Here is a 23,956-nt window from a genome sequence, read left to right on the forward strand (position 1 = left end):
TCAGGCCTTGAGCTTGTAGTCCTCGACGAGTCGGCGGCCGATGATCATCCGCTGGATGTCGGCCGTGCCCTCGCCGATGAGCAGCATCGGCGCCTCACGGTAGAGCCGCTCGATCTCGTACTCCTTGGAGTAGCCGTAGCCGCCGTGGATCCGGAAGCTGTCCTCGACGACCTGCGAGCAGTACTCCGACGCAAGGTACTTCGCCATGCCCGCCTCGAGGTCGTTGCGCTCCCCGGAGTCCTTCTTGCGGGCGGCCTTGACCATCATCTCGTGGGCGGCCTCGACCTTGACGGCCATGTCGGCGAGCCGGAAGAGCACCGCCTGGTGCTCGACGATCTTCTTGCCGAACGTCTCGCGCTGCTGGGCGTAGGAGACGCCGAGCTCGAACGCCCTTCTCGCGACACCGCATCCGCGGGCGGCGACGTTGACCCGGCCCACCTCGACGCCATCCATCATCTGGTAGAAGCCCTTGCCCGGTTCACCCCCGAGGATCTGCGCGTCGGTCGTGCGGTGGCCGTCGAGGATGAGCTCGGTCGTGTCGACGCCCTTGTAACCCATCTTGTCGATCTTGCCCGGCACGGTGACGCCCTGTGCGGTCTCTCCGAAGCCCGACTCCTTGTCGACGAGGAACGTCGTCATGTTGCGGTAGACCGAGTCCGCGCCGGTGTCGGTCTTGACGAGGACCGCGACGAGGTTGGCCGAGCCGCCGTTGGTCAGCCACATCTTCTGACCGGTGATCGACCACTCGCCGTCGTCGCCCCGAACGGCCTTCGTCTTGATCGCCGACACGTCCGAGCCGCAGCCCGGCTCGCTCATCGAGAACGCGCCACGGATCTCGCCGGTCGCCATCTTCGGCAGGTAGTGCTGCTTCTGCTCCTCGGTGCCGTGCTGGAGCACCAGGTAGGCGACGATGAAGTGGGTGTTGATGATGCCGCTGACGCTCATCCAGCCGCGCGCGATCTCCTCGACGCACAGGGCGTACGTCAGGAGCGACTCGCCGAGGCCGCCGTACTCCTCGGGGATCATCAGGCCGAAGATCCCCATCTCCTTCATGCCGTCGACGATGGCCTGCGGATACTCGTCCCGGTGCTCGAGCTCGGTGGCGACGGGGAGGATCTGCTCGTCGACGAACTCGCGGACGAGCTTGACCAGCTCGGTCTGCTCCTCGGTGAGGCCGTCGGTCTGCTGCAGTCGGGACATGCTCGAATCGCCACCTTGCGTCTGGGCTCTCGGTCAACTGCGATCGAGTATGCCGTCGCGCCGGGTGGGCGGTCACCGCCCCGGCATGTGAGGGTCGACACCTGTGTCGTCGGTCACCGGCCGGCGCGCGGGTGCCCTCGAGCCAGGGCTACCAGGGCTGCCCGAACCCGACCTTCTTGCACTTGACCGGGCCCTCGAGCGTCGAACGCTGGCTGAAGTCGCCGTCCTTGAGACCGACCGTGACCGCGCGCAGCAGGTCGGCGCGCGTCGCGGCCGGCTGGTCCTTGAGCGCCTTCAGGAAGAGGTAGGTGAACGCGCCGTTCGAGCGGCCCCCGAACGTCGCGTCCGAGGCGGTCTGCCCCGACTTGCACGCGGCGAACAGCACGGGCTTCGACGCGGTCGACCGGCTCTTGGTCAGCTCGACGAGCGCCCTGCGGTCGGGACGGCCGGTCGGGGCGAGGGCCCGCAGCTCCCTCGTCTGCTCCAGGCCCTTGCGCGTCGGCGGCGGCAGGAACCGCGGCTTCCGACCCAGGAGCTGTGCCTGCATGATCTCCTCGAGGTCCTTCAGGCCGGTGCCGCTGTGGCATGTGTCGAGCAGCGCCTCGAACAGGACGCCGGCCGGAACGCGGGCCAGGAGGTCGTGCAGCTCGTCGTCGACGATGACGGTGTCGCGGTCCCACTGGTCGCCCTTCTGGCGGATGTCGTAGCAGGCGAAGGCCTCGTCGAGGTCGTCGGGCTCGAAGTCGCCGCCGGGCTCGTTGGGCACCTGGGTGCCGTGGCTCGAGAGGGTGAAGACGATGTGGTCACCCGCCTTCGCGGTGTCGACGAGCTTCGTCAGGGCCGTCATGACGGCGCTCTTGGTCGCGGCGGAGTCGGTGAGCACCGTCGTGGCCCGCCCGGCGAAGCCGATCTGCCGCAGGGCCTTGGCGATGTCGTTGGCATCGTTGACGCAGCCGGCGAGCCAGCTCGTCTGCGGCAACGACTCGAACTCGTTGATCCCCACGCACAGAGCCCTGCGTGCCATGGTCGTTCCTTCCATCTCGAGAACCCCTCGGGTGAGCGGGTTCGATTGGGGCGTATGCCGCTTCACACCGTTTCGAGAACGGCGTCCGGTCTCGCGTACACGACGTAGGCGAGCCACGTCGGGTCGTCCGCGTCCCGGGCCGCCGCCCGGGCGAGGGCGCTCGCCCTGGACATCGGGGTGCCCCGGAGCAGCTCCTCGTAGAACGTCTGGACGAAGAGGCGTGCCGGCTCCTCCTGGACCGACCACAGGCACGAGACGAACGCCGAGGCGCCGGCGTCGAGGAACGCCTTGGCGAAGCCACCGACCGTCGTGAAGAGCTCGCCGGAGCGGCCGGTCTGGCACGCGTTGAGGACGACGAGCGGGCCGATCCGGTCGGGTCCGGTCCAGTCGAGGTTCTCGGAGACGTCGGTCGCGCTGAGGTACTGCTGGCGCACCGTGCGGCCCCGCCGCTGCCCCTGGAGCAGCACCTTCGCCTCGGCGATGTCGTCGGAACGTGCCGCCCCGTGGCCCGAGAAGTGGAGCAGGTCGAACCCCCCGCCGCGCAGGAGTCGTCCGACGCCCGTCGGGGTGGCCCTCACGGCCTTGGCGCCGAACCGGTCCCGGAGGAAGCTGGCCTCGACGGCCCCGACGTCGTTCTTGAACATCGGGTCGGCGTAGACCGGGCAGATGGAGCGCGCATGCCCTCGGCGCACGCGTACGTGCTGGGGTGGGAAGCTGCCGAGCTGCCAGCGGACGAGGCCGCCGGAGGCGAGGAACCGTGGGGTGGTGCCGCGCTTGCCACGGGCCGGCTTGAGGTGCATGAGCTCCCACGGGACGAACGGCTCGTCGGTGTAGACGATAAGGTCGTGCACGAGGTCCCGGTGCTCCCAGAGGTAGGCCTGCATGTCCTCCGGGAAGAACTGGTCGAACAACATGGTGCCGGTGTTCTGCAGCTGCGACATCCGTTGGCGCGGCGTGAGATCGGGATCCTTGATGACGCGCTCGACCTCGGCGATCCGGTCGCGCACGAACTCGTCGCGGCCCATGATCGGGGCCGACTCGAAGATGCGCTCGGGCTCCCCCGGCACGATCCGCAGCGCGTAGCTGTAGACCCGCTCCCCCGTGACGCGTCGACCCTCGACGATGTCGAGGCACGGCAGGCCGTCGAGCTCCGGCGCGTCGATGCCGGTGTGCACGGCAGCTGTGACCGGCACCGGCGCGGCCAGACCGGCTGCTGCCGCGGTCGACTCGAGGGTCAGCGTGGCGACGGGCACCCAGCCCTGGCGAAGCATGATCGACACGCGCACCGGCCCGGCCGCGAGGGCACGCGCCCGGAAGGTCAGCTCACTGGCCCAGTCCCCCGCAGGCAGCCCGAAGACCTTGGCGTCCGTCTCGAGGACCTGGACGTTGTCCTTGGCGTAGACCTGCACGCTGGCCGGACGCTCGGCGTCGAGGTGGACGGTCTGCGCCGCATGGACCGTGCCCTCGGTCGGGGCAAGCCCCTGGCGGGCGAGGCGCACCCGCACCGTGAACTCCGAGCCCGGTGTCACCGTCGAAGGCATCTCGGCGGCGAGCTCGGCCGCTGTCGTGGGCGGCTCGACCATGGGCGGCCGTGACGATGGTGATGGTGGTGGTGGTGATGGTGGTGATAGTGGCGGGGGTGACGGCGCCGGGCGCACCGGCGCGTCAGCCATCTCCAGGCCGCGGTCCCCGCCGACCTCGCCGTTCTCGCCGGTCTCGCCGGTCTCGCCGGTCCCGCCGGTCTCGCCGGTCTCGTCGCCGTGGTCGAGAACGGGCCCAGCGGTCATCCACTCGGGCACGTGCGCCTCCGGGTCGGAGGCTCCGAGCCCGAGTGGGAGCCACTGCGAGATCGCCCCGATGACCGACAGCTGGGAGAAGTAGTTCACGTGGTAGACGAGGTCGTTGGTGCCGAGCGCGAACGTGTCCCGGACGAAGCCACCCACGGGGAGCCCGATCGCCGACATCGAGTTGGTGTCGACGACGAGGTCGTTGTGCCCGTGGAAGATCCCGTCGACGAAGCCCTCCGCGAGCTTGATCGCGAGCTCGCGGGGAAACTCCGGTGGGTTGTGGTGGTCGTCGAAGAGGGAGACGTGGAAGTCGGACGTCACCACGTGCCAGTTCGTCCCCGGTCGGGGCTGCCCGGGCTGGTCGCGATTGAGGTTCGTCACGAACGGGCCGCCGGGCGTCATCGCGGCCAGGCCGGGGACGCCGTCGTCGCCCGCGGCATACGACACGAGGTACTTCACGAGGGCGCCGACACCGCGCACGACCCCGCTGACGACTGCCGCGAACGGCGCCCCGCCGGGCACGAGCGACAGGGCGGCCGCGGTCACCATGACGAGGTTCGTGTAGAGGTCCACGAGATCGTGCCAGCGATCGGGGTCGGCGAGGTGGGTGCCGCCGTTGGTGGCGGCCACGAAGACGATCGAGTCCACTGAAGCCCGGAGGCCCGAGCCGGGCAGCACCGACTCGACGAACGACCGCGTCACCAGCCCGCCGCGGCTGTGCGTGATGACGTCGATGACGAGCTCGCCGTCGTGGGGCTCGAGGAGGGCGAGCAGGTCACGTGCGTTGCGTTCGGGGTCGACGCTCAGGGTGCGGTGGTCGAAACCGAGGACGGCGTCGTACGCAGACACGAGGGTGTCGACGAAGCCCTCGGCCCCGGGCGTGACGGCGAGCGTCCCGAAGGCCCCGGTCGTCGACGAGAACGTGCCGTGGACGAGCAGGAGGATGCGCGCCGCCCGGCCGGTGGGGAGGCCGACGTCCTCCAGCGTGTCCACCGGTCTCCACGCGTCGAGCGTCCCGCCCGTGATGTGGACGAGCCCGGTGCGCACGCCCGACTCGAGGTGCTCGACGACCTTGCCCACGACGACCGGTGCGGCGAAGCGGAGCACGATGGCCTGGAGGGCGCCGTGCGCGAGGTCCCCGAGCAGCCCTCGGTCGGCATCTGCCGAGGGGGCGCCGAGCGCGCGGGAGCGCGGTGGTGGACGGCGGGGGCGCTCGGGCTGGACCGAGAGCTCGAAGGACACGGTTCGGGGCCCGGGATCGATCGACCGGGTGCGCTCAGCGGCACCGAGGGGCAGGTGCCAGGAGTAGAGGCCGTCGCGCTCGAGCAGGACGACCGCGTCGTGACCGGCTGGGACGTCGACGTCGAGCGTCACCGTGCCGCGCCGGTTGTCCGGCGCACGGCCGTCCAGATCGCGACCCCGCTGTGGCGTCAGGTCGATTCGTTCGATGACCACGAAGTCGCCGGAACGCAGTGCCTCGACCAACGCCGCCCGCTGGGCCGCCCCGGCCCCACCACCGGGGAGGTCGCGGTCCGCGCGATCCGAGGCGGCTGACGCGTCATACCCACGGGGCGCGCGCACGCGCACCGATCCCCCGCCGAAGGACGCGGACGGCATACCTGGGCTCCCTCCGAGACGAACTCGAGACGTGCACCTCCTCGTCACGGTAGAGCCGCTGGGCGCCCCGGTGACACGGATTGCGCCAAACGGTCTCGACGGGACGGATAAATCTGTTGCACCGCCCGTGGCGAGTGCGTCACGCTCGGACACGACCGCGACGGTGGACGACCGACGCACCGACCCAAGGAGGGTGACATGTCGATCACGGCTCCGGGCATGCCTGCCCACGTTTCTTCTTCTTCCTTGGAGTTCTCTTGTCTTTCAATGCATTCCACGATGACAACCTCGAGATCCTCGGCTCCCGGCTGACCAGCCGGACCGTCCTCGGCCTCGAGGACGAGCAGTACGCGGTCGACACCGGCCCCGACGGCCCGCCCGAGGGTGAGCGGTGGTCGAGCTGGGACGGGGCGACCCACGGCCCGAAGCCCCGGCCCGACTGGGTGATCACCGACCTCGGCGCGGTCGATGCCGACCTCGGGGTCCTCAAGACGGGCAAGGAGGCCGACGTCCACCTGGTGCGCCGGTGGGTGCCGGGCTCGCCCGACCGGGACGTGCTCATGGCCGGCAAGCGCTACCGGTCGAGCAAGCACCGCATGTTCCACCGCGACTCGGGCTACCTCGAGGGGCGGCGGGTGCGGAAGTCGCGTGAGATGCGGGCCATGCGCACCCGCACCTCGTTCGGCAAGGAGCTGATCAGCGGGCTCTGGGCCTTCGCCGAGTTCCAGACGCTCGTGCGCCTCTGGGACGAGGGGCTGCCCGTGCCCTATCCGGTGCAGATGACCGACGACGAGATGCTGATGGAGTTCATCGGCACCTCCGACGGACAAGCTGCACCACGCCTCGCACAGGTGCGACCCCACGCCGACCTGCTGCCGGTGCTCTTCGAGCAGCTGCGCGAGACGATGCTCCGGCTCGCCGAGCTCGGCTGGGCGCACGGTGACCTCTCGCCCTACAACGTGCTCCTCGAGGGCGAGGGTGAGCAGGCGCGGCTCGTCCTCATCGACTGGCCGCAGGTCGTCGACGTCATCGGCAACCCGCACGGGCCCGAGTTCCTCGAACGCGACACCCACAACATGTGTGACTGGTTCGGTCGTCGTGGGTACGCGGTGGACGAGGGACTGCTCTTCGGTGACCTCATGGCTGCGGCGACGTCCCGCTGGTGACGACGGCCTGCCGTCCCGCGCAGGCACGCGAGTCACGTCGGGTCACGCTGAAGAGCCCACAGGTCAGGTGGAGGCCACCCGTTCGTGGGGTGGCCTCCATCCCTGTCCGTCGACCGGGGCGTCAGTCGATGAGGAAGTCCGCCGGGTGGCCGAACTTCCCCGAGTGCACGAACGCCTCGAGCGGCAGCCGTGAGCGGGGCAGCCTGGCCCGGGTGCGCACCCATGCCGGCATCTCCGTGTCGTCGTCGTCGGGACCGGCGGGGAGCCCGAGCGCGATCCCGGTCGTGACGACCCAGTGTGGCGGCACCGCGAACCGCTCGGTCGCGGCCCGGTGGTCGAAGCCGCCGAACTGACGCACCTGCAGGCCCATCGAGCGTGCCTGCACCGTGATGTGGGCGACGGCCTGCCCGAGGTCGAACATCGCGTAGTCGCTGTAGGAGATCTCGTGGTCCTCGTCGGTCGCGACCTGGTGCAGCGTGAGGATGATCGCGGATGCCGACGGCGCCCACGCCTGGTTGGCCGACGACAGGACGTCGACCATGCCTGCGTGTGTGTCGTCCCCGCGCAGGCCGACGATGAAGCCCCACGGCTGCGAGTTGCCGGCCGAGGGCGACCAGCGCGCCGCCTCGAGGATGGCGCGCAGCGCATCGGGTCCGAGCACGTGCGACCGGTCGTAGACCATGACGCTCTCGCGGTCGCGCAGCAGCGGCGTGAGGATCTCCGGCTGCGCGGCCACCGCTGGGGGCGTATGCCGTCCAGCGGGTTTCGTCTCGTCCGTCACGTCGCGCTCACCGTCCTCACGCACACCACAACCATGCCTGACCCCCGTCTCTTCCCGCCGACCGGTGTCGGCAACGCCACCTCCCCGCTCCCCACAATCGAAAGAGCAATCCGTCCGCACGCGCGCCCGGACGGATCGCTCTTTCGATTGCCGGACTCAGTAGGCGCGTCCGACGAACGCGAGAACCCCGTCGTCGTGCTCCGAGAGGGGCACCGAGCCGTCGGGCATCGTCAGGCACCGCACGGTGACCGCCGACTCTGCGAGCCGCGCCTCACCCTCCGGACCGAGGGTGGACCACGGGATCGTCGCCCAGCCGGTCTGGGCCGCCTCGGCGGCTTCCCCCTCGGTGGCGACGGCGGCGGTGTGGGCATCCCGGTGGGCCAACGCGGCGGCATACATCGCGTCGTGGTCCTCCTCGAGCGCGCCTGTCACCACGTCGACGACGGCTCGCAGCAGTACCGACGACTTGCCGCCGGCGATCCGGCGAGCCACGGTGACGGAGGCGTCGGCGAGATCGCGGGGTCCCACCTCGACGCGGACGGGGATGCCCTTGAGCTCGGCGTCGACCGCACGACGACCGAAGGGCGTGTCGACGCGGGTGTCGAGCTCGGCGCGGACCCCGCGAGCGACGAGGTCGGCGACGACCTGGCGCGCGGCCTCCACGACTCCTTCGCCGTCCTTGACCACCATGACGAGGACCTGCACCGGTGCGAGGCGCGGGGGCAGGCGCAGTCCCTGGTCGTCGCCGTGACCCATGATGAGGCCGCCGAGCATGCGGGTGGACGTGCCCCACGACGTCGTCCAGCACGTCTCCTGCCGGCCCTCCTCGGAGAGGTAGTCGATGTCGAAGGCCCGCGCGAAGTTCTGTCCGAGCTCGTGGCTCGTCCCCATCTGAAGGGCCTTGCCGTCCCGCATCATCGCTTCCAGGGCAAGGGTGTTCGTCGCACCGGCGAAGCGCTCACGCGCGGTCTTGCGGCCGAGCACGACTGGCAACGCGAGCATCTCGCGCATGAAGGTCGCGTAGACCTCCTCGTGGATCCGCTTCGCGTAGCGACGCGCGTCCTCCTCGGTCGCGTGCGCCGTGTGCCCCTCCTGCCAGAGGAACTCGCTGGTGCGCAAGAAGATTCGCGGGCGCAGCTCCCACCGCACGACGTTGGCCCACTGGTTGAGCAGGAGCGGCAGGTCCCGGTAGCTCTGCGTCCACTTGGCCATGTACTCGCCGATGACGGTCTCGGAGGTCGGTCGCACGACGACCTTCTCCTCGAGCTCCTTGCCGCCCGCGTGCGTCACGACGGCGAGCTCGGGACTGAAGCCCTCGACGTGCTCGGCCTCGCGGCTCAGGTAGGACTCCGGGATGAACAGGGGGAAGTAGGCGTTGCGCGCGCCGGCCTCCTTGATGCGGCGGTCCATGTCGGCCTGCATCCGCTCCCAGATGGAGTAGCCGTACGGCCTGATGACCATCGTCCCGCGCACCGGCCCGTTGTCGGCGAGCTCCGCCTTGGCGACGACGTCCTGGTACCAGCGGGGGAAGTCCACGGACTGGGGCGTGAGCACGGTCTTGGCCATGGCGTCGATCCTAGGGTCGGTGTGGAGCCCGCCGCGCGCCGTTAAACGCTCGGCAGCATGGCTAGGCGTGCTCCATGGTGGCGACGAGAAACGCCTGCCACGCCTCACGCGAGTCGGCGAGCTCGCCCGGCCCACCGGCCTGCTCGAGTATGCGTGTGGTGGCGTCTCGGGTCACGTAGTCGAAGTCGCCGGTGACCTCGACGTCGGTGCGACCCCAGACGTGGCGGCAGATGGCCTGGACCGCCTGGACCTGGGCGTGGGAACGGCGGATGAGGCGAGGCTGTTCCGGCCCGAACCGGCCGATGTCGACGTGGATGTGGTTGCCGTGTGCGGCGTCGAAGAGATAGGTCAGCACGTCGGCGAACTCACGGTGCAACCCTGCCGCGGTGCGCCAGTAGAGGGCCAGGCGCCGTACGACCGGATCTCATCGGGTGGCAGACCGACGTGACGGCGGACCCGATGCGCTGCCGCGCCTGGAGGCCGCGGAGGTCCACCGGTTGCGGATCGAGGTGCCGCTCCGGCGGGCTCGGCTCATCCAGACCGGAGAGCTGTGGGAGGGACGACAGCCCGGGCCCGCGCGACACGGCATACGCCCCGGCGGCGACCGCGCCGACGGCGCCCAGCGACAGCACGCGACGTCGGGAGAGTCTGCGACGTGGCCCGTCCAGCGCTGGTGGGCCGAGCCCGCTCTCGTCCTTCAGCGGGTCCCGGCTCATGACTGCTCAACGCGCGAGCGCGGCGCACCGATCCCGCGAGCCGCTTCGCCCGATCGTCCCGCGTCCGGGGCTACGCTCCCGCCATGCCCACCGGAAGCGGTCCGTCACGGCGCACGGTGATGCTCGGAGCGGCTGTCGCCGCGACGACCCTCGTGTCAACCGTCACCGGCTGCTCCTCCGCGAGCGGGCCCGTCCTCACCGACGGCGTCCTGTCGAACCGCTTCGGTCTCGACGCGCCGCGCTGGCGGATGGCGGTGCCGCGTTCCGGGCACCCGCGCGGCCTCGTCGTCGCCCTGCACGGCTTCGGCGGGTCAGCGGACGACGCTTTCAACCTCGGCTTCGCCGACGCCGTCGAGACCTCGCGGATGGCGCTCGTCTCCGTCGACGGCGGCGACACGTACTGGCACGCGCGGCGCGACGGCAGCGACACCGGCGCCATGGTCCGCGAAGAGCTCGTGCCCTTGGCCCTGTCCGCGTCGGGACTGTCTCCCACCTCGCGGGTCACCTTCCTCGGCTGGTCGATGGGCGGGTTCGGCGCCCTCCTGCTCGCGAGCGACCTCGGCCGGTCGCGAGTCAGCGGGGTCGTCGCGGCAAGCGCGGCGCTGTGGTTGAAGGGCAGCCAGACGCCGGCAGCGGCCTACGACGGGCGCTCCGACTTCGACCGGCACTCGATCTTCAACCGCTTGTCCCGGTTCGCGGGCATCCCGGTCCGCCTCGACTGCGGCACCTCGGACCCCTTCATCGCGGCGAACCGCGCGCTGGCCCGGCAGCTGCCAGGGGTGGAGGCCCACTTCCCGGACGGCGGCCACGACGACGACTTCTGGAGCGGCAACGTCGCGGCGGAGATGGCCTGGGCGGCCGCACGCCTCTGAGTGCCGCGTCCCGCGTCCAGGCGCCACCTCCGCGGCGCCGGTCGACAGCCGGTCGGTCAGGACAGGGCAGCGATCGCCTCCGCCGTCGCAAGCACCTTCTTCGCCGTGTCGACGTGGAGGTTCTCGATGAGCCGGCCGTTCAGGGTCGCGACGCCGCGCCCCTGCGCCTGGGCCGTCTCGAAGGCGTCGATCACGGCCCGCGCGTCCTCGACCTGGGCCTCGCTCGGGGCGAAGACCTCGTTGGCCGCCCCGACCTGCCCCGGGTGGATCAGGGTCTTGCCGTCGAAGCCCATCTCGCGGCCCTGGCGCGCCTCATCGAGGAAGCCGTCGCTGTCCTTGACGTCGTTGTAGACGCCGTCGACGACAGCCACCCCTGCAGCACGGGCCGCGAGGATCGCCAGCTGGAGCGAGGTCTGGATCGCGGCCCGCCCCGGGGCGAAGGTGGCGCCGAGCTCCTTGTAGAGGTCGTTGGTGCCCAGCACGAGGCAGGCGAGCCGGTCGGAGGCCCGGGCGATCTCCTCGGCGTGGAGCACGGCGACCGGTGTCTCGACCATGGCCCACAGGCGCGTGTGCGCGGGCGCCCCGGCAGCCTCCATCGCCGCAACGAGCGCGCGCACCTCCTCGGCCGAGTTCACCTTTGGCACGACGACCGCGTCCGGCGCTGCCGTCGCTGCGGCAGCGAGGTCGGCGTCGTGCCACTGCGAGCCGAGACCGTTGACGCGGATCGTCAGTTCGCGTCGACCGTAGTCGCCGGATCGAGCTGCGACGCAAGCGTTCTCGCGTGCGGCATCCTTCGCATCAGGAGCGACGGCGTCCTCGAGATCGAGGATGAGGGCGTCGACCGGGAGCGTCTTCGCCTTCTCGAGGGCGCGCTCGTTGGAGCTCGGCATGTAGAGCACCGAGCGGCGGGGGCGGTATGCCGTCTGCTGCGTCATCGCGCACCTTCCTGGGCTGCGGGAGCTGTCGGGGGGCCCACGGGGGGCGTGGCCCCCCGTGCGTCGGCATACAGCTCGGCGAGCTCCGGGTCGGTCTGCGAGAGTCGCTCCGCGAGCTCGACGATGACAAGGCACTGCTTGAAGCTGGCGTCGTCCTCCATCTTGCCGTCGAGCATGACGGCGCCGGTGCCGTCGCCCATGGCCGCGACGACCCGGCGGGCGTGCGCGACGTCCTCGGCGGACGGGCTGAAGACGCGCTTGGCGATCTCGATCTGGACCGGGTGCAGCGACCACGTGCCGACGCAGCCGAGGAGGAAGGCGTTGCGGAACTGGTCCTCGCAGGCCACGACGTCCTTGATGTCACCGAAGGGGCCGTAGTACGGGTAGATCCCGTGCATCGCGCACGCGTCGACCATGCGGGCGATCGTGTAGTGCCAGAGGTCCTGCTGCGCGGTGGCCCTCGAACCGGAGATGTCGCCGTCGACCGGGTCGGTCCGCACGAGGTAGCCCGGATGTCCCCCGCCGACCCGGGTGGTCTTCATCCGTCGGTCGGCGGCGAGGTCGGCCGGACCGAGCGAGAGACCCTGCATGCGAGGCGAGGCGCCGCAGATCTCCTCGACGTTGACCATCCCGCGCGCCGTCTCGAGGATCGCGTGGACGAGGATCGGCCGGGTGAGCCCTGCCCTGGCCTCGAGCTGGGCGAGGAGGCGGTCGACGTAGTGGATGTCCTCGGCGCCCTGCACCTTGGGCACCATGACGACGTCGAGCTTGTCGCCGATCTCGGTGACGAGCGTCGTCAGGTCATCGAGCGCCCACGGGCTGTCGAGCGCGTTGATGCGCGTCCACAGCTGGGTGTTCTCACCGAAGTCGGTCGCCTTCGCGATCTCGACGAGCCCTGCCCGCGCGGCCTCCTTGCGGTCGGCCTTGACGGCGTCCTCGAGGTTGCCGAGCAGCACGTCGACGGTGCCGACGAGGTCGGGCACCTTCGCTGCCATCTTCGGGTTGCTCGGATCGAAGAAGTGGATGACCCGGGACGGGCGGGCGGGCACCTGCGTCAGGGGCGTCGGCGCCCCCAACGCGAGCGGTCGGAAGAAGTCCTTGGCGCTGCGCATGCGCGCCAACGTAGCAACGGCCGGCCGGTCCACGTTATGACGACAGTCACGCGTGCCACCGGTGAGGCCGGGATCACTAGGGTGGCGGTGTGACCGAGCGTGCGACCGAACAGGGGGCCGTCCCCGAGCACCCCGACGCCTCCGCTGCGCTCGCCGCCGCCCTGCTCGGCGAGGCGATGACGAAGTCGGGCCTGCTCTGGATCGAGGTGGACGGGGACCGCACGTGGCCCGCGTGGCACGTGTGGGACGACGGGGCCGCCCTCGTCGTCAGCGGGCCGGGTGAGCAGCCCCTCCCCTGGCTTCCCCCGGAGGTCCGGGTGATCCTGCGCAGCAAGGACACCGGTGGGCGCCTGCTCACGGTGCGCGCCCACGTGCACGTCCTCGAGCCGAGCACGCCCGAGTGGCAGCGCGCCACCGAACTGCTCCGCGCCTCGCGGCTCAACTCGGTCGACGACTCGCTGACCCGGTGGGCCGCCGAGTGCACCGTCGCCGCGCTGGTGCCCTTCGGCGACCCGCTCGAGTCGCCGGAGGCGTATTCCGCCCACGACCATCGCGAGCCGCCCGCGCGCACCGCCGCGACGACGACGTCGTGGCGCCCCTGGCACTGGCGTGGTCGCGGCGAGGCGAAGGCCGACCGCAAGCGCGCCCGCGCCAAGGCCAAGGCCGCCCGGCGCGCCGCGAAGGAGCGGGCCAAGCTGCGCAAGAAGCGCCAGCGACGTGGCGCCCGTCGGCGTGGACGTTGACCCCATAGCCTTGCCCCATGAGTGCGAGCACCCGCGTCTTCGTCGCGCGCCTGACCGGACTGAGCGTCTTCGACCCGCTCGGTGACCAGGTCGGGCGCGTCCGCGACGTCGTGGTGATGTTCTCGGTGAACCGGCCCGAACCCCGCGTCATCGGCCTCGTCGTCGAGGTGCCGGGCCGCCGTCGCGTCTTCGTCCCGATGACCCGCGTGACCTCGATCGACGCCGGCGCCGTCATCACGACCGGCCTCGTCAACATGCGTCGCTTCGAGCAGCGCACGAACGAGGTCCTCGTCGCGGCCGAGCTCTTCGACCGCACCGTGACGGTCACCGCTTCAGAGGCGGTCGAGGCCGGATTCTCCGCGGCGCTCGTCGAGGACCTCGCGATCGAGCAGGGACCGCGGCGCGACTGGCTCGGCGTCAAGGTCTTCGTTCGGCAGGCCGCAACCGGCGTGTCGTCGGCCTCCAAGGCGATGTCGCGCCTCACCCGCCGCCGCTCGGGCAAGACGATGCTCGTCGACATCCGTGACGTCGTGGGGCTGCACGAGCAGCTGGGCGCCCAGAGCGCCGAACGCCTGCTCGAGACCTACGACGACCTCAAGGTCGCCGACCTCGCCGAGGTCATCCACGACCTCAACCCCAAGCGGCGCGCCGAGGTCGCGGCTGCGCTCGACGACGAGCGCCTCGCAGACGTCCTGGAGGAGCTGCCCGAGGACGACCAGGTCGAGATCCTCGCCGGCCTCGCCAACGCCCGGGCGGCCGACGTGCTCGAAGCGATGGAGCCCGACGACGCCGCCGACCTGCTCGCCGACCTGCCGCCCGAGCAGGCCGAGCAGCTGCTCCAGCTCATGGAGCCCGACGAGGCCGCGCCGCTGCGACGCCTGCTCGCCTACGACGAGAACACCGCCGGCGGCATGATGACGACCGAGCCGGTCATCCTCGGCCCCGAGGCGACCATCGCCGAGGCCCTCGCGACGGTGCGGCGCGAGGAGCTCGCGCCCGCCCTCGCCTCCATGGTCTACGTCTGCCGTCCGCCCCTCGAGGCGCCGACCGGCCGCTACCTCGGACTGGTGCACATCCAGCGGCTGCTCCGTGAGCCCCCGCACGCCGCGATCGGGTCGATCATCGACAAGGAGATCGAGCCGGTGGGCGCGAGCGACTCCCTCGAGAAGGTGACCCGCACCCTCGCCACCTACAACCTCGTCTCGCTGCCTGTCGTCGACGAGGACGGGCGGCTCATCGGTGCGGTGACGGTCGACGACGTGCTCGACCACATCCTCCCGGAGGACTGGCGTGAAGAGCGGCACGAGATCGAGGTGGGCCCGTGAGCGAACGCGCCGACCGGCGCACCGGCACCCGAGCCGTGCGCGGCGACAAGCTCGACCAGCCCCAGGAGCAGCGCGCCCGGGTCCTGCCGAGAATGACGTTCTCGCAGGAGGCCTTCGGGGTCCTCTCGGAGCAGTTCGCGCGACTGATGGGGACCGCCGGCTTCCTCATCGGCATGACGGTCTTCGTCGCCGCGTGGATCCTCTGGAACGTCCTCGCGCCCGTCGGGCTGCGCTTCGACGAGTTCCCCTTCATCTTCCTCACGCTCATGCTGAGCCTCCAGGCGTCGTATGCCGCGCCCCTCATCCTCCTCGCCCAGAACCGCCAGGCCGACCGCGACCGTGTGGCCCTCGAGCAGGACCGCGCCCGCGACGAGCGCAACCTGGCCGACACCGAGTTCCTCACGCGAGAGGTGGCCTCCCTGCGCATTGCCCTGCGCGAACAGGCGACCCGCGACTTCGTGCGCTCGGAGCTGCGCAACCTCCTCGACGAGCTCGAGGACCGCGCCATCGTCCGCGGACCCGACGACGGGGCCGGCGACCGGACCTGACCGTGAGCGAGCGCACCCCGGCCGTGGTCCGGGAGCCTCGGCACGACGCATACGATGGAACACATGTCTGTCGCACTGCCGAGCCGTGATGCCCTGCTCACGGCGCTGTCGAAGGTCAACGATCCCGAGATCCGCAAGCCGATCACCGAGCTCGGCATGGTCAAGTCGGTCGAGATCGACGAGGCGGGCAAGGTCGACCTCGCGATCTTCCTGACCGTCTCGGGCTGCCCGATGAAGGAGACCCTGACCAAGGACTCGAGCAACGCCCTCCTGGCGCTCGACGGCGTCACGTCGGTCGAGGTCGAGCTCGACGTCATGAGCGACGAGCAGCGCGCGGAGCTCCGATCGCAGCTGCGTGGCGGGGCTCCCGAGAAGGAGATCCCCTTCGCCAAGCCCAACAGCCTCACGCGCGTGTATGCCGTCGCGTCCGGCAAGGGCGGCGTCGGCAAGTCGTCCGTGACCGTCAACCTCGCCGCCGCGATGGCGGAGCAGGGACTGCGCGTGGGCGTCGTCGACGCCGACGTCTACGGCTTCTCCGTGCCGCGGATGCTCGGGGTCGAGCAGCGCCCGACGCAGGTCGACGACATGATCCTGCCGCCCATCAGCCACGACGTGAAGGTCATCTCGATCGGCATGTTCGTCCCGGGCAACCAGCCCGTCGTGTGGCGTGGCCCGATGCTGCACCGCGCCCTCCAGCAGTTCCTCGGCGACGTCTTCTGGGGCGACCTCGACGTGCTGCTGCTCGACCTGCCGCCCGGCACCGGTGACATCGCGATCTCCGTCGCGCAGCTCATCCCGACGGCCGAGATCCTCGTCGTCACGACGCCGCAGCAGGCCGCCGCCGAGGTCGCCGAGCGGGCCGGTTCGATCGCCCTGCAGACGCACCAGCGCGTCGTCGGCGTCATCGAGAACATGAGCTGGCTCGAGCTGCCCGACGGGACCCGTCAGGAGATCTTCGGGTCCGGGGGCGGCCAGGCGGTCGCCGACTCGCTGACGAAGAGCATCGGCGCCCCGGTGGAGCTGCTCGGCCAGATCCCGCTCGACACGCGCCTGCGCGAGGGTGGCGACGCCGGCACCCCGGTCGTGCTGGGGGCGCCCGACACCGCCGCTGCCGTGGCGCTGCGCGGCATCGCGCGCAGCCTGGGGTCACGCGCCCGCGGACTCGCCGGCCGTTCACTCGGACTCACCCCCGCCGGCCGCTGACCTCAATCGAAAGAGCAGTTCGTCGCGTCGGACGAACTGCTCTTTCGATTGCTGGGGGCGAGTCAGGCCAGCGAGTCCACCCAGGCACGGTGCAGGTCGGAGTAGCGACCGGCCCCTGCGGCCACGAGCTCGCTCGGCGCACCGTCCTCGACGATGCGGCCGTGCTCGAGCACGAGGACGCGGTCGGCGTTCTCGACCGTCGAGAGGCGGTGTGCGATGACGACCGCGGTTCGTCCGGCGAGGATGGTCCCGAGCGCCTGCTGCACGAGCCGCTCCGACGGGATGTCGAGCGATGACGTCGCCTCGTCGAGGATGAGCACCGCCGGGTCCGCGAGGAAGGCACGCGCGAACGCGACGAGCTGTCGTTGCCCTGCGCTCAGCAGGCCGCCCCGGTTGGAGACCGGAGTGTCATAGCCCTGGGGCAGCGCAGCGATGAACTCGTGCGCACCGAGGGACCTGGCGGCCGACTCGACCTGCTCGTCGGTGGCGTCCGGACGTCCGAACCGGATGTTGTCGGCCACGGTGCCGCTGAAGAGGTAGTTCTCCTGCGTCACCATCACGACCGCGCGGCGCAGGTCGTCGGAGGCGATCCGGCGCAGGTCGACGCCGTCGAGGAGCACCGCTCCCGCGGTCGGGTCGTAGAACCGTGTCGCCAACTTGGCGATGGTGGTCTTGCCAGCCCCCGTCGTGCCGACGAGCGCGACGGTCTGCCCCGCGGGAACCGTGAGGTCCAGGTCGGGCAGCACGGGCGCACCTTCGACGTAGGCGAACCGGACCCCGTCGAATCGCAGCTCTCCACGGGGGGCGCCGAGGGGCACGGGGTCACTGGGCTCGGGGACGTCGGACACCTCTTCGAGCACCCCGGAGAGCTTCTCCAGGGCGGCCGACGCGGACTGGAAGGTGTTGTAGAACTGCGAGATCTCCATCATCGGTTCGAAGAACTGGCGCAGGTACAGCAGGAAGGCCGCGAGCACACCGACCGTGACCTCGCCGTGGTAGGCGAGGTAGCCGCCGTAGAGCAGGACGGCGGCGATCGTGACGTTGCCGATCAGGCGGATGCCGGGCATGAACCAGGCCACGAGACGGAACGCCACGAGGTTGGCGCGGCGGTACTGGTCGTTGACGTCGTCGAAGATCGCCTGGTTGCGGGGCTCCCTACGGAAGGCCTGCACGGCCCGGATGCCGTTCATCGACTCGACGAAGTGGACGATGACGAGTGCGACCTTCTCGCGCGTGGACCGGTAGCTCTTGGCCGACTCCTTGCGGAACCAGTTGGTCAGCAGCACGAGGGCGGGTCCGCACAGCAGGGCGACGAGGCCGAGCTTGACGTCGAGCACGAGCAGCAGCACCGAGGTGCCGACGAGCGTCAGGGCCGCCGTGACGAGGCCGTCGAAACCCGACTCGAGCATCTCGTAGATGGCATCGACGTCGGAGGTCTGACGGGAGATCACCCGACCGGAGGTGTAGCGGTCGTGGAAGGCCGGGCTGAGCACCTGGAAGTGTCGGAAAATGCGTCGGCGTATCGACAGGAGGATGTCCTGCCCGATCACGCCGGAGCGCACCAGGAAGAGGTTGCGGGCGACCGCCTGGATCACGGTCGCGGCAAGCACGAGGCCGACGACGAGCAGCAGCGGCCCGAGGTCGCCGGATTCCCGGATCGGTGGGATGCCGGTGTCGATGCCCTCCTTGACGAGGTACGGGATGGACAGCCGAGCGGCGTTCTCCACGACCACCACGACCATGAGCCACCAGAGGGCGCGCCGCCAGGGACGCAGCACCTCCCGCAGGAGCCGTCGGGAGCGGCCGGCCAGGCGGGCCGAGGTCTCTGCCGTCAGGTCGCCCTCGATGTCGTCGGCCGCGACGCCGCGCCACTGCTGCGTGGTGGAGCTCATGCGCGGACCTCCTCGGCGGCCGGCGCGGCGGGATCGGCGGGATCGGCGAGGTCGGCGGGGTCGGCACCATCGGCTGGGTCGGCACCGTCGGCGGCGAGCAGGTCGCGGTAGGCCGGCACACGCTCGAGCAGGTCGCGGTGGGTGCCGATGTGCGTGATGGTCCCGTGCTCGAGCAGCGCCACGCGGTCGGCGAGGAGCACGGTCGAAGCGCGATGGGCCACGACGAGGCCGGTTGTCTCGGACAGGACGTTCGACAGGGCTTCCTCCACGAGCTTCTCGGTGTGCACGTCGAGGGCCGACAACGTGTCGTCGAGCACGAGGACGGCCGGTCGTGCCAGCACGGCCCGGGCGAGCGCCAGCCGCTGGCGCTGTCCGCCGGAGAGCGACATGCCCTGCTCGCCGATGCGGGTGTCGAGACCCCACGGCAGGTCGTGGACGAAGCCTGCCTGGGCGATCTCGAGGGCCGCGAGCACGTCGTCCTCCGCCGCGTCGGAACGGCCGAGGGTCACGTTCTCCCGGGCACTCATCGAGAACAGCGTCGGTTCCTCGAAGGCGGTTGCCACGAGACTGCGCAGGGCGACGAGCTCGAGGTCACGCACGTCGACACCGTCGATCGTGACGCGGCCGCGGGTGACGTCGAACAGCCGCGGCACGAGCGCGGTGAGCGCCGTCTTGCCGGAACCGGTGGCGCCGACGAGGGCCAGCGTCTCGCCCGGCGGCACGTCGAGGTTGACGTCACGCAGCACCGGCTGGTCGGGGGCGTCGGGGAAGGCGAAGTCGACGTGCTCGAAGCGCAGGTGGCCACGCGGCACTCTGACCTGCCGGTCACCGGCGACGATGTCGGGCTCGGTGTCGAAGATCTCGAGGACCCGCGCGGCGGCGGTCATGGCCTCCTGCGCCATGGCGAGGATGACGCCGAGCGACGAGACCGGCCACACGAGCGAGAGCAGGAGGGTGATGAACGCGACGAGCTCGCCGGGCGTCAGGGCGCCCTGGCCGACGCCGATGGCCCCGAGCAGGAGCACGACGACGACGGCCAGGTTGGGGATGACCTCGAGGAAGGTCCAGAACCGCGCCGACAACCGGACCTTGTCGAGGCTGGTCGCACGCAGCTCGAGCGCTGCCTCGTCGTAGCGCCGTGCCACGTGGTCGCTGCGGCCGAACGACTTGATCACCCGGATGCCGACCGCGCCCTCCTCGGCCTGGGTCGCGAGGTCGCCCTGCTGGTCCTGGACTCGGCGCGACACGACGACGTAGGCCTTCTCGAAGCGCATCGAGAGCCAGACGATCGGTGCGGCCGTCGCAGCGACGACGAGACCGAGTGGCCAGTACATCGTCAGCAGGACGATCGTGACGACGAGGACCTGCAGGATGTTGACGACGAGGAAGAGCAGGCCGAAGCCGCTGAAGCGGCGGATCGCGGACAGGTCCGTCGTGACCCGCGACAGCAGCTGGCCTGACTGCCACCGGGTGTGGAAGCTCATCGGCAGCGCCTGCAGGCGCTGGTATAGGTCGCGGCGCAGGTCCGTCTCGAGACCGAGGACCGCGTTGGACTGGACCCACCGGCGCACGAAGATGAGCACCGCCTCGAGGACGCCGAGCCCCAGGGCGAGGAGACCGAGCGGCAACACGGGGGCCAGCTCGTGCCGCGTGATCGGCCCGTCGATGATCGCCCGGGTCACGAGCGGGATCGCGATGGAGAGCCCGACGCCCGCGAGCGACACTGCGAACATGACGGTGAGGGCCCAGCGGTGGGGTCGGAGGTAGCCCCGTAGGCGCCACAGCGAACGGACGGAGGCAGGCGGTTGGGAGGCGGGATCGGCAGGCATCAAGCAGTGACGATAACCGTGCGGTCCGACAGTGATGCCTCTGGGTCAGAGATTCAGGTCGCTTCGCTGTCCCAGGGGGTCGGGAGCGACGGGTCGTGACCGCGGGGCGTGCTCACGGGCTTGTCCACGGCCGGAGACGGCTCGTAGTCCTCGTCGGGCGGTGAGGCGAGTGCGTCGCGCACGATCTTGCGGGGGTCGTACTGCCGGGGGTCGTAGGCCCGCCAGTCGACGTCGGAGAACTCCGGACCCATCTCGTCCTTGAGCTGCTGTCTGGCGCGGTCGGCCATGCTGCGCGCCTGGCGGACGAACTTGCCGAACTTCGCGGCATACTCGGGCAGCCGTTCCGGACCCAGGATGAGGATCGCGAACAGACCGAGCAGGAGCAGCTCCCACCCGTTGATGTCGAACACAGTTCCTCGCTTCCATGCATGCCGGCTGCGTCATCCTACGGTCACGAGCCGGGACCTGCCTGACAGCTACTTGGCCGGGTCGGCCTCGAGCGTCATCTGCAGGTCGAGCTCCTTGCCGTCCCGCTGGACCTTGAGGCTCACCGTGTCGCCGACGGCCCGCGCCCGGATCGAGACGATGAGCTGGTCGGGGGTGCGGATGCGCTTGCCCTCGAAGCCGACGATGACGTCGCCCGCCTGGACGCCGGCCTTCGCCGCGGGCCCCCCGGAGGTCACGGCGTCCGGGCTGTCGACGACCTGGGCGCCGTCCCCGGAGAAGGTGCGGTCGAGCTTGACGCCGATCACCGGGTGCGTGGCCTTGCCCGTCGCGATGAGCTGGTCGGCGGTGCGCCGCGCCTGGTCGCTCGGGATGGCGAAGCCGAGGCCGATGCTGCCCCCGGTGGAGCCGGTCGTGCCGGGGACGCGGGCGATGGCGCTGTTGACGCCGATGACCTTGCCGGACATGTCGAGCAGCGGGCCGCCGGAGTTGCCGGGGTTGATCGCGGCGTCCGTCTGGATGGCGTTGATGAAGGAGGCCTCGCTGCCCTCACCGGGCGTCACCGGGCGGTTCAGAGCGCTGACGATGCCCGTCGTGACCGTCTGGTCGAGCCCCAGTGGTGCTCCGATGGCGATGACCTGGTCACCGACGACGACCTTGTCGGACTGTCCCAGCTGCAACGGCGTGAGGTCGGTGCGCTGGATCTTCAGGACCGCGAGGTCGTAGCTCGCGTCACGCCCCACGATGGTGGCCTTCTCCGTGTCGCCGTTGCTCAGCACGATCTGGATGTCACCGTTGACGCCGGGCTCGACGACATGGTTGTTGGTGAGCACGTGCCCCTTGCCGTCGATGACGAAGCCGGAGCCCGTCGCCGACCCCTCGCTGCCGGCGTCGACCTTGATCGTGACGATGCTGGGCAGCGCCACGGCGGCGATGTTGGCGACCGAACCGGCTGGGCGCTGCGTGGCGCCCGGCCCGGGTTCAGGCAGCGTCGTGCCGGCGAGGTGGATGCGGTCCTGCGCGAGCTGACCGGCGACGCCGCCGATGACCCCGGAGAGCAGGCACAGGCCGACCACGAGAGCGGCCAGCCTGCCGCGGCCGCGCCGAGGCGCGCCGGGAGCATCGGTGAGCGGGACGCCGCCGGGTGGCACGGATCCAGCGTCTGGGCCCGGCTCCCCCGCGGGAGCGTGGGGCACGGGGCCGACGTATGCCGGGTGGTCGCCCCCCGCCTGCGCGTCCGCGCCCGGGTCGGTCGGGCTCGCCGGCCCGGCACCCGACGTGTCAGCAGGAGCGGACGACGGAACGGGGGCCGCGACCGGCGGCGCGTAGGCCGACCGGTGGGCCTGCTCGGCCGCGGCGTCGGCCCGGTCGCTGCCCCACGAGGAGTCGGCCCGCGCAGGGACACCCGCTCCCTCCGTGGGGTGCTCACCGCCGAAGACGTCGAACCATGCGTCGTCCCGGGACGACGCCGACCCGGCGCCCGAGGGGATGGCGCGCGTGTCGTGGAGGTCGATGATGCCGGTGTGCTCCGTCTCCGGTTCCCGGTAGGACTTAGAGCGCTGCGGGGCCGCACCCGGGTCGGTGGGCGACGTCGAGTCGGCGACCTCGATGGGGCCCGTCCGCTCGGGCGGCCCCGTCGACTCGGGAACTGCCGTCGGCTCGGGGTCCGGCGTCCTCGACTCGTCGCTCATGGACCTGATTGTGCCGAACGGAAGGTGTTCATCCGAACCGGGGCCACGACACCCGACGCCGTGCCCAGCGCACGGATCGACGAGCGGGTCGAGACCACCCAGGTGGGGACGCTGCCGACACCGATCCCGTTCGAGGGCTGTGCGTCCCGCGCGGCCGGCGCGACCCCCTCACCGGGAAGCACGGAGCCGCCGAAGCTCACGGCGCTCACGTGGCTGGCGCCGAAGCTCGCCACCGGCCCGCGGACCGACGCAGGGCGTGAGCCGGGAACCGGCGAGATGGCCAGGCCCCAGGCCGCCGCCACCGAGGCACCGGCGGCGATCGAGGCGACGACGGCGGCGCGCATCGGCGAGCGGTGCAGGGCCGGGGCGGTCGGGCGCACCGTGGGCACGGGGTCGTAGGAGGGCACGGACGGCATACGCAAGCCGGACGGCGCCAGGGGCACGCGTGGCCCGTCGGAGGCTCCCGGGACCGGCCGCGCGTCGGGCGGTGCTGCCGCGGCAAGACCCATGAGCGAGGTCCGCAGGCTCATCGGGACGCCGGTGTCCGACCGCAGCGCGGCGACGATGCGACGCTCCTGGTCGGCTGCCGCACGGCAGACGGTGCAGCAGACGAGGTGCTTGTCGTAGAGGTGCAGCATCGCCGGGGGCAGGGCGCGGTCGACGTACGCCCGGACGTGTCCCTTGAGGTGCGGCGTCACGACATCACCTCCACGGCCTCACCGCGAGCTCGCGGCGACGCGGCGGCCGGGGAGACGCAGACCGGCGCGCGCGGCCCGCGACCCGGGCTTGGCGGGACGGGCGGCAGCAGCCACCTCGGGTGCGCGGTGCGCGAGGGCCTCGCGCAGCTGGGCGCGTCCGCGGTGGATGCGGGAGCGCACCGTGCCGAGCTTGACGCCCAGCGTCGCGCTGATCTCCTCGTAGGAGAGGCCCTCGATGTCGCACAGCACGACCGCTGCGCGGAACTCCGGCGCGAGCGCGTCGAGCGCGCGCTGCACGTCGTCGTCGAACCGGGCGTCGTGGTAGGTCTGCTCGGGTCCCTTGTCGCTGCTCGGCAGTCGGCCGGCGGCATCCTCGGGGAGGGAGTCGAAGCGGATCCGCTGCTTGCGGCGCATCTTGTCGAGGAAGACGTTCGTCGTGATGCGGTGCAGCCAGCCCTCGAACGTGCCGGGCTGGTAGGAGTGGAGCGACCGGAAGACGCGGACGAAGACGTCATGCGTCAGGTCCTCGGCGTCGTGCGGGTTGCCCGTGAGGCGGTATGCCAGCCGGTAGACGCGAGCCGAGTGCTGCTCGACGATCTCCTCCCACGTCGGAGGAGTCCACGTCGAGTCGGCCTGCTCCACCGAGGTGGGAGAGGTGGACGTCACGGGGGTGCTCACTGGGGGCTGGGCCTTTCACGCAGGGGGTCAACGACTTGAACGCCGTCAGGAGGGGATTCGTTCCCACTCATCGTCTCGGATCGACCTGTCCTGCCGCCAGCCGGAACCTGTGGTTCCGCTGTGGGCGGG

Annotated in this window: 20 protein-coding genes; 6 read left to right on the forward strand and 14 right to left on the reverse strand. The window is 70.9% G+C overall.

The window, feature by feature from the left end; translation table 11 throughout:
* The 3 genes from AB4030_RS14650 to AB4030_RS14660 form a co-directional block, all read right to left on the reverse strand.
* A complete protein-coding gene (locus AB4030_RS14650) occupies window positions 1-1,200 on the reverse strand; it encodes an acyl-CoA dehydrogenase family protein (protein ID WP_442279943.1) in 1,200 nt (399 codons plus the stop codon).
* A gap of 148 nt (window positions 1,201-1,348) precedes the next feature.
* Window positions 1,349-2,224, reverse strand: a complete 876-nt coding sequence (locus tag AB4030_RS14655; RefSeq protein WP_442279944.1) for a caspase family protein — start codon at window positions 2,222-2,224, stop codon at window positions 1,349-1,351.
* A 62-nt stretch (window positions 2,225-2,286) separates the two neighbouring features.
* Window positions 2,287-5,628 carry a CHAT domain-containing protein gene (locus tag AB4030_RS14660; protein WP_442279945.1) on the reverse strand — a complete coding sequence of 1,114 codons (3,342 nt, stop codon included), beginning with the start codon at window positions 5,626-5,628 and terminating at the stop codon, window positions 2,287-2,289.
* A 257-nt stretch (window positions 5,629-5,885) separates the two neighbouring features.
* Between AB4030_RS14660 and AB4030_RS14665 the strand changes: the two genes are divergently transcribed.
* The gene (locus AB4030_RS14665) at window positions 5,886-6,794 is read left to right on the forward strand and encodes a serine protein kinase RIO (RefSeq protein WP_442279946.1); all 909 of its coding nucleotides are present in this window, start codon (window positions 5,886-5,888) and stop codon (window positions 6,792-6,794) included.
* Between the two features lie 121 nt (window positions 6,795-6,915).
* On the opposite strand, the gene AB4030_RS14670 is transcribed toward AB4030_RS14665, so the two are convergent.
* The 3 genes from AB4030_RS14670 to AB4030_RS14680 all read right to left on the reverse strand — a co-directional run bounded on the left by AB4030_RS14670 (window position 6,916) and on the right by AB4030_RS14680 (window position 9,517).
* The gene (locus AB4030_RS14670; protein ID WP_442279947.1) at window positions 6,916-7,599 is read right to left on the reverse strand and encodes a nitroreductase family protein; all 684 of its coding nucleotides are present in this window, start codon (window positions 7,597-7,599) and stop codon (window positions 6,916-6,918) included.
* 132 nt (window positions 7,600-7,731) lie between these two features.
* Window positions 7,732-9,141, reverse strand: a complete 1,410-nt coding sequence (proS, locus tag AB4030_RS14675; protein WP_442279948.1) for a proline--tRNA ligase — start codon at window positions 9,139-9,141, stop codon at window positions 7,732-7,734.
* A gap of 61 nt (window positions 9,142-9,202) precedes the next feature.
* The gene (locus AB4030_RS14680; protein ID WP_442279949.1) at window positions 9,203-9,517 is read right to left on the reverse strand and encodes a hypothetical protein; all 315 of its coding nucleotides are present in this window, start codon (window positions 9,515-9,517) and stop codon (window positions 9,203-9,205) included.
* A 423-nt stretch (window positions 9,518-9,940) separates the two neighbouring features.
* Here AB4030_RS14680 and AB4030_RS14685 point away from each other — a divergent pair, with 423 nt between their 5' ends.
* Window positions 9,941-10,729 carry an alpha/beta hydrolase-fold protein gene (locus AB4030_RS14685; protein ID WP_442279950.1) on the forward strand — a complete coding sequence of 263 codons (789 nt, stop codon included), beginning with the start codon at window positions 9,941-9,943 and terminating at the stop codon, window positions 10,727-10,729.
* Between the two features lie 56 nt (window positions 10,730-10,785).
* On the opposite strand, the gene AB4030_RS14690 is transcribed toward AB4030_RS14685, so the two are convergent.
* Together AB4030_RS14690 and AB4030_RS14695 are read right to left on the reverse strand one after the other, a co-directional pair.
* A complete protein-coding gene (locus AB4030_RS14690) occupies window positions 10,786-11,664 on the reverse strand; it encodes an HpcH/HpaI aldolase/citrate lyase family protein (RefSeq protein ID WP_442279951.1) in 879 nt (292 codons plus the stop codon).
* A complete protein-coding gene (locus AB4030_RS14695; protein WP_442279952.1) occupies window positions 11,661-12,776 on the reverse strand; it encodes an HpcH/HpaI aldolase/citrate lyase family protein in 1,116 nt (371 codons plus the stop codon). The genes AB4030_RS14690 and AB4030_RS14695 overlap by 4 nt, the downstream gene beginning before the upstream one ends.
* An 89-nt stretch (window positions 12,777-12,865) precedes the next feature.
* Here AB4030_RS14695 and AB4030_RS14700 point away from each other — a divergent pair, with 89 nt between their 5' ends.
* The 4 genes from AB4030_RS14700 (at window position 12,866) to AB4030_RS14715 (ending at window position 16,595) form a co-directional block, all read left to right on the forward strand.
* Window positions 12,866-13,519 carry a hypothetical protein gene (locus tag AB4030_RS14700; protein WP_442279953.1) on the forward strand — a complete coding sequence of 218 codons (654 nt, stop codon included), beginning with the start codon at window positions 12,866-12,868 and terminating at the stop codon, window positions 13,517-13,519.
* Between the two features lie 17 nt (window positions 13,520-13,536).
* Window positions 13,537-14,844 (forward strand): magnesium transporter MgtE N-terminal domain-containing protein, encoded by a 1,308-nt coding sequence (locus AB4030_RS14705; protein WP_442279954.1) that lies wholly within the window; start codon window positions 13,537-13,539, stop codon window positions 14,842-14,844.
* Window positions 14,841-15,392 carry a DUF1003 domain-containing protein gene (locus AB4030_RS14710; RefSeq protein ID WP_442279955.1) on the forward strand — a complete coding sequence of 184 codons (552 nt, stop codon included), beginning with the start codon at window positions 14,841-14,843 and terminating at the stop codon, window positions 15,390-15,392. Before AB4030_RS14705 ends, AB4030_RS14710 begins: the two co-directional genes overlap by 4 nt.
* 63 nt (window positions 15,393-15,455) lie before the next feature.
* Complete coding sequence (locus AB4030_RS14715; RefSeq protein ID WP_442279956.1) at window positions 15,456-16,595, forward strand: Mrp/NBP35 family ATP-binding protein; 1,140 nt, start codon at window positions 15,456-15,458, stop codon at window positions 16,593-16,595.
* A 62-nt stretch (window positions 16,596-16,657) separates the two neighbouring features.
* Here AB4030_RS14715 and AB4030_RS14720 read toward each other — a convergent pair whose 3' ends face one another.
* From AB4030_RS14720 to sigE, 6 genes are all read right to left on the reverse strand, one after another.
* On the reverse strand, window positions 16,658-18,487 hold the full coding sequence (locus AB4030_RS14720; RefSeq protein ID WP_442279957.1) for an ABC transporter ATP-binding protein: 1,830 nt from the start codon (window positions 18,485-18,487) through the stop codon (window positions 16,658-16,660).
* Entirely contained in the window at window positions 18,484-20,220 is a 1,737-nt protein-coding gene (locus AB4030_RS14725) for an ABC transporter ATP-binding protein (protein ID WP_442279958.1), read from the reverse strand. Before AB4030_RS14725 ends, AB4030_RS14720 begins: the two co-directional genes overlap by 4 nt.
* A gap of 149 nt (window positions 20,221-20,369) precedes the next feature.
* A complete protein-coding gene (locus tag AB4030_RS14730; protein WP_442279959.1) occupies window positions 20,370-20,726 on the reverse strand; it encodes a twin-arginine translocase TatA/TatE family subunit in 357 nt (118 codons plus the stop codon).
* A 66-nt stretch (window positions 20,727-20,792) separates the two neighbouring features.
* The gene (locus tag AB4030_RS14735) at window positions 20,793-22,451 is read right to left on the reverse strand and encodes a trypsin-like peptidase domain-containing protein (protein ID WP_442279960.1); all 1,659 of its coding nucleotides are present in this window, start codon (window positions 22,449-22,451) and stop codon (window positions 20,793-20,795) included.
* Window positions 22,448-23,149 (reverse strand): anti-sigma factor family protein, encoded by a 702-nt coding sequence (locus AB4030_RS14740; RefSeq protein WP_442279961.1) that lies wholly within the window; start codon window positions 23,147-23,149, stop codon window positions 22,448-22,450. Before AB4030_RS14740 ends, AB4030_RS14735 begins: the two co-directional genes overlap by 4 nt.
* 18 nt (window positions 23,150-23,167) lie before the next feature.
* Window positions 23,168-23,815 (reverse strand): RNA polymerase sigma factor SigE, encoded by a 648-nt coding sequence (gene sigE, locus AB4030_RS14745; RefSeq protein ID WP_442279962.1) that lies wholly within the window; start codon window positions 23,813-23,815, stop codon window positions 23,168-23,170.
* Window positions 23,816-23,956: the final 141 nt, after the last annotated feature.

Origin of the sequence: Terrabacter sp. 2YAF2 (assembly GCF_052114705.1) — a bacterium.
Taxonomy (GTDB): domain Bacteria; phylum Actinomycetota; class Actinomycetes; order Actinomycetales; family Dermatophilaceae; genus Terrabacter.

What these genes read in the sequence shown, in the direction of transcription:
- AB4030_RS14650 (WP_442279943.1), bottom strand. Translation starts at nt 1,200, where the DNA reads ATGTCCCGACTGCAGCAGACCGACGGCCTCACCGAGGAGCAGACCGAG.
- AB4030_RS14695 (WP_442279952.1), bottom strand. Translation starts at nt 12,776, where the DNA reads ATGCGCAGCGCCAAGGACTTCTTCCGACCGCTCGCGTTGGGGGCGCCG.
- AB4030_RS14705 (WP_442279954.1), top strand. Translation starts at nt 13,537, where the DNA reads ATGAGTGCGAGCACCCGCGTCTTCGTCGCGCGCCTGACCGGACTGAGC.
- AB4030_RS14715 (WP_442279956.1), top strand. Translation starts at nt 15,456, where the DNA reads ATGTCTGTCGCACTGCCGAGCCGTGATGCCCTGCTCACGGCGCTGTCG.
- AB4030_RS14660 (WP_442279945.1), bottom strand. Translation starts at nt 5,628, where the DNA reads ATGCCGTCCGCGTCCTTCGGCGGGGGATCGGTGCGCGTGCGCGCGCCC.
- proS (WP_442279948.1), bottom strand. Translation starts at nt 9,141, where the DNA reads ATGGCCAAGACCGTGCTCACGCCCCAGTCCGTGGACTTCCCCCGCTGG.
- AB4030_RS14685 (WP_442279950.1), top strand. Translation starts at nt 9,941, where the DNA reads ATGCCCACCGGAAGCGGTCCGTCACGGCGCACGGTGATGCTCGGAGCG.
- AB4030_RS14690 (WP_442279951.1), bottom strand. Translation starts at nt 11,664, where the DNA reads ATGACGCAGCAGACGGCATACCGCCCCCGCCGCTCGGTGCTCTACATG.
- AB4030_RS14655 (WP_442279944.1), bottom strand. Translation starts at nt 2,224, where the DNA reads ATGGCACGCAGGGCTCTGTGCGTGGGGATCAACGAGTTCGAGTCGTTG.
- AB4030_RS14735 (WP_442279960.1), bottom strand. Translation starts at nt 22,451, where the DNA reads ATGAGCGACGAGTCGAGGACGCCGGACCCCGAGCCGACGGCAGTTCCC.
- AB4030_RS14725 (WP_442279958.1), bottom strand. Translation starts at nt 20,220, where the DNA reads ATGTTCGCAGTGTCGCTCGCGGGCGTCGGGCTCTCCATCGCGATCCCG.
- AB4030_RS14720 (WP_442279957.1), bottom strand. Translation starts at nt 18,487, where the DNA reads ATGAGCTCCACCACGCAGCAGTGGCGCGGCGTCGCGGCCGACGACATC.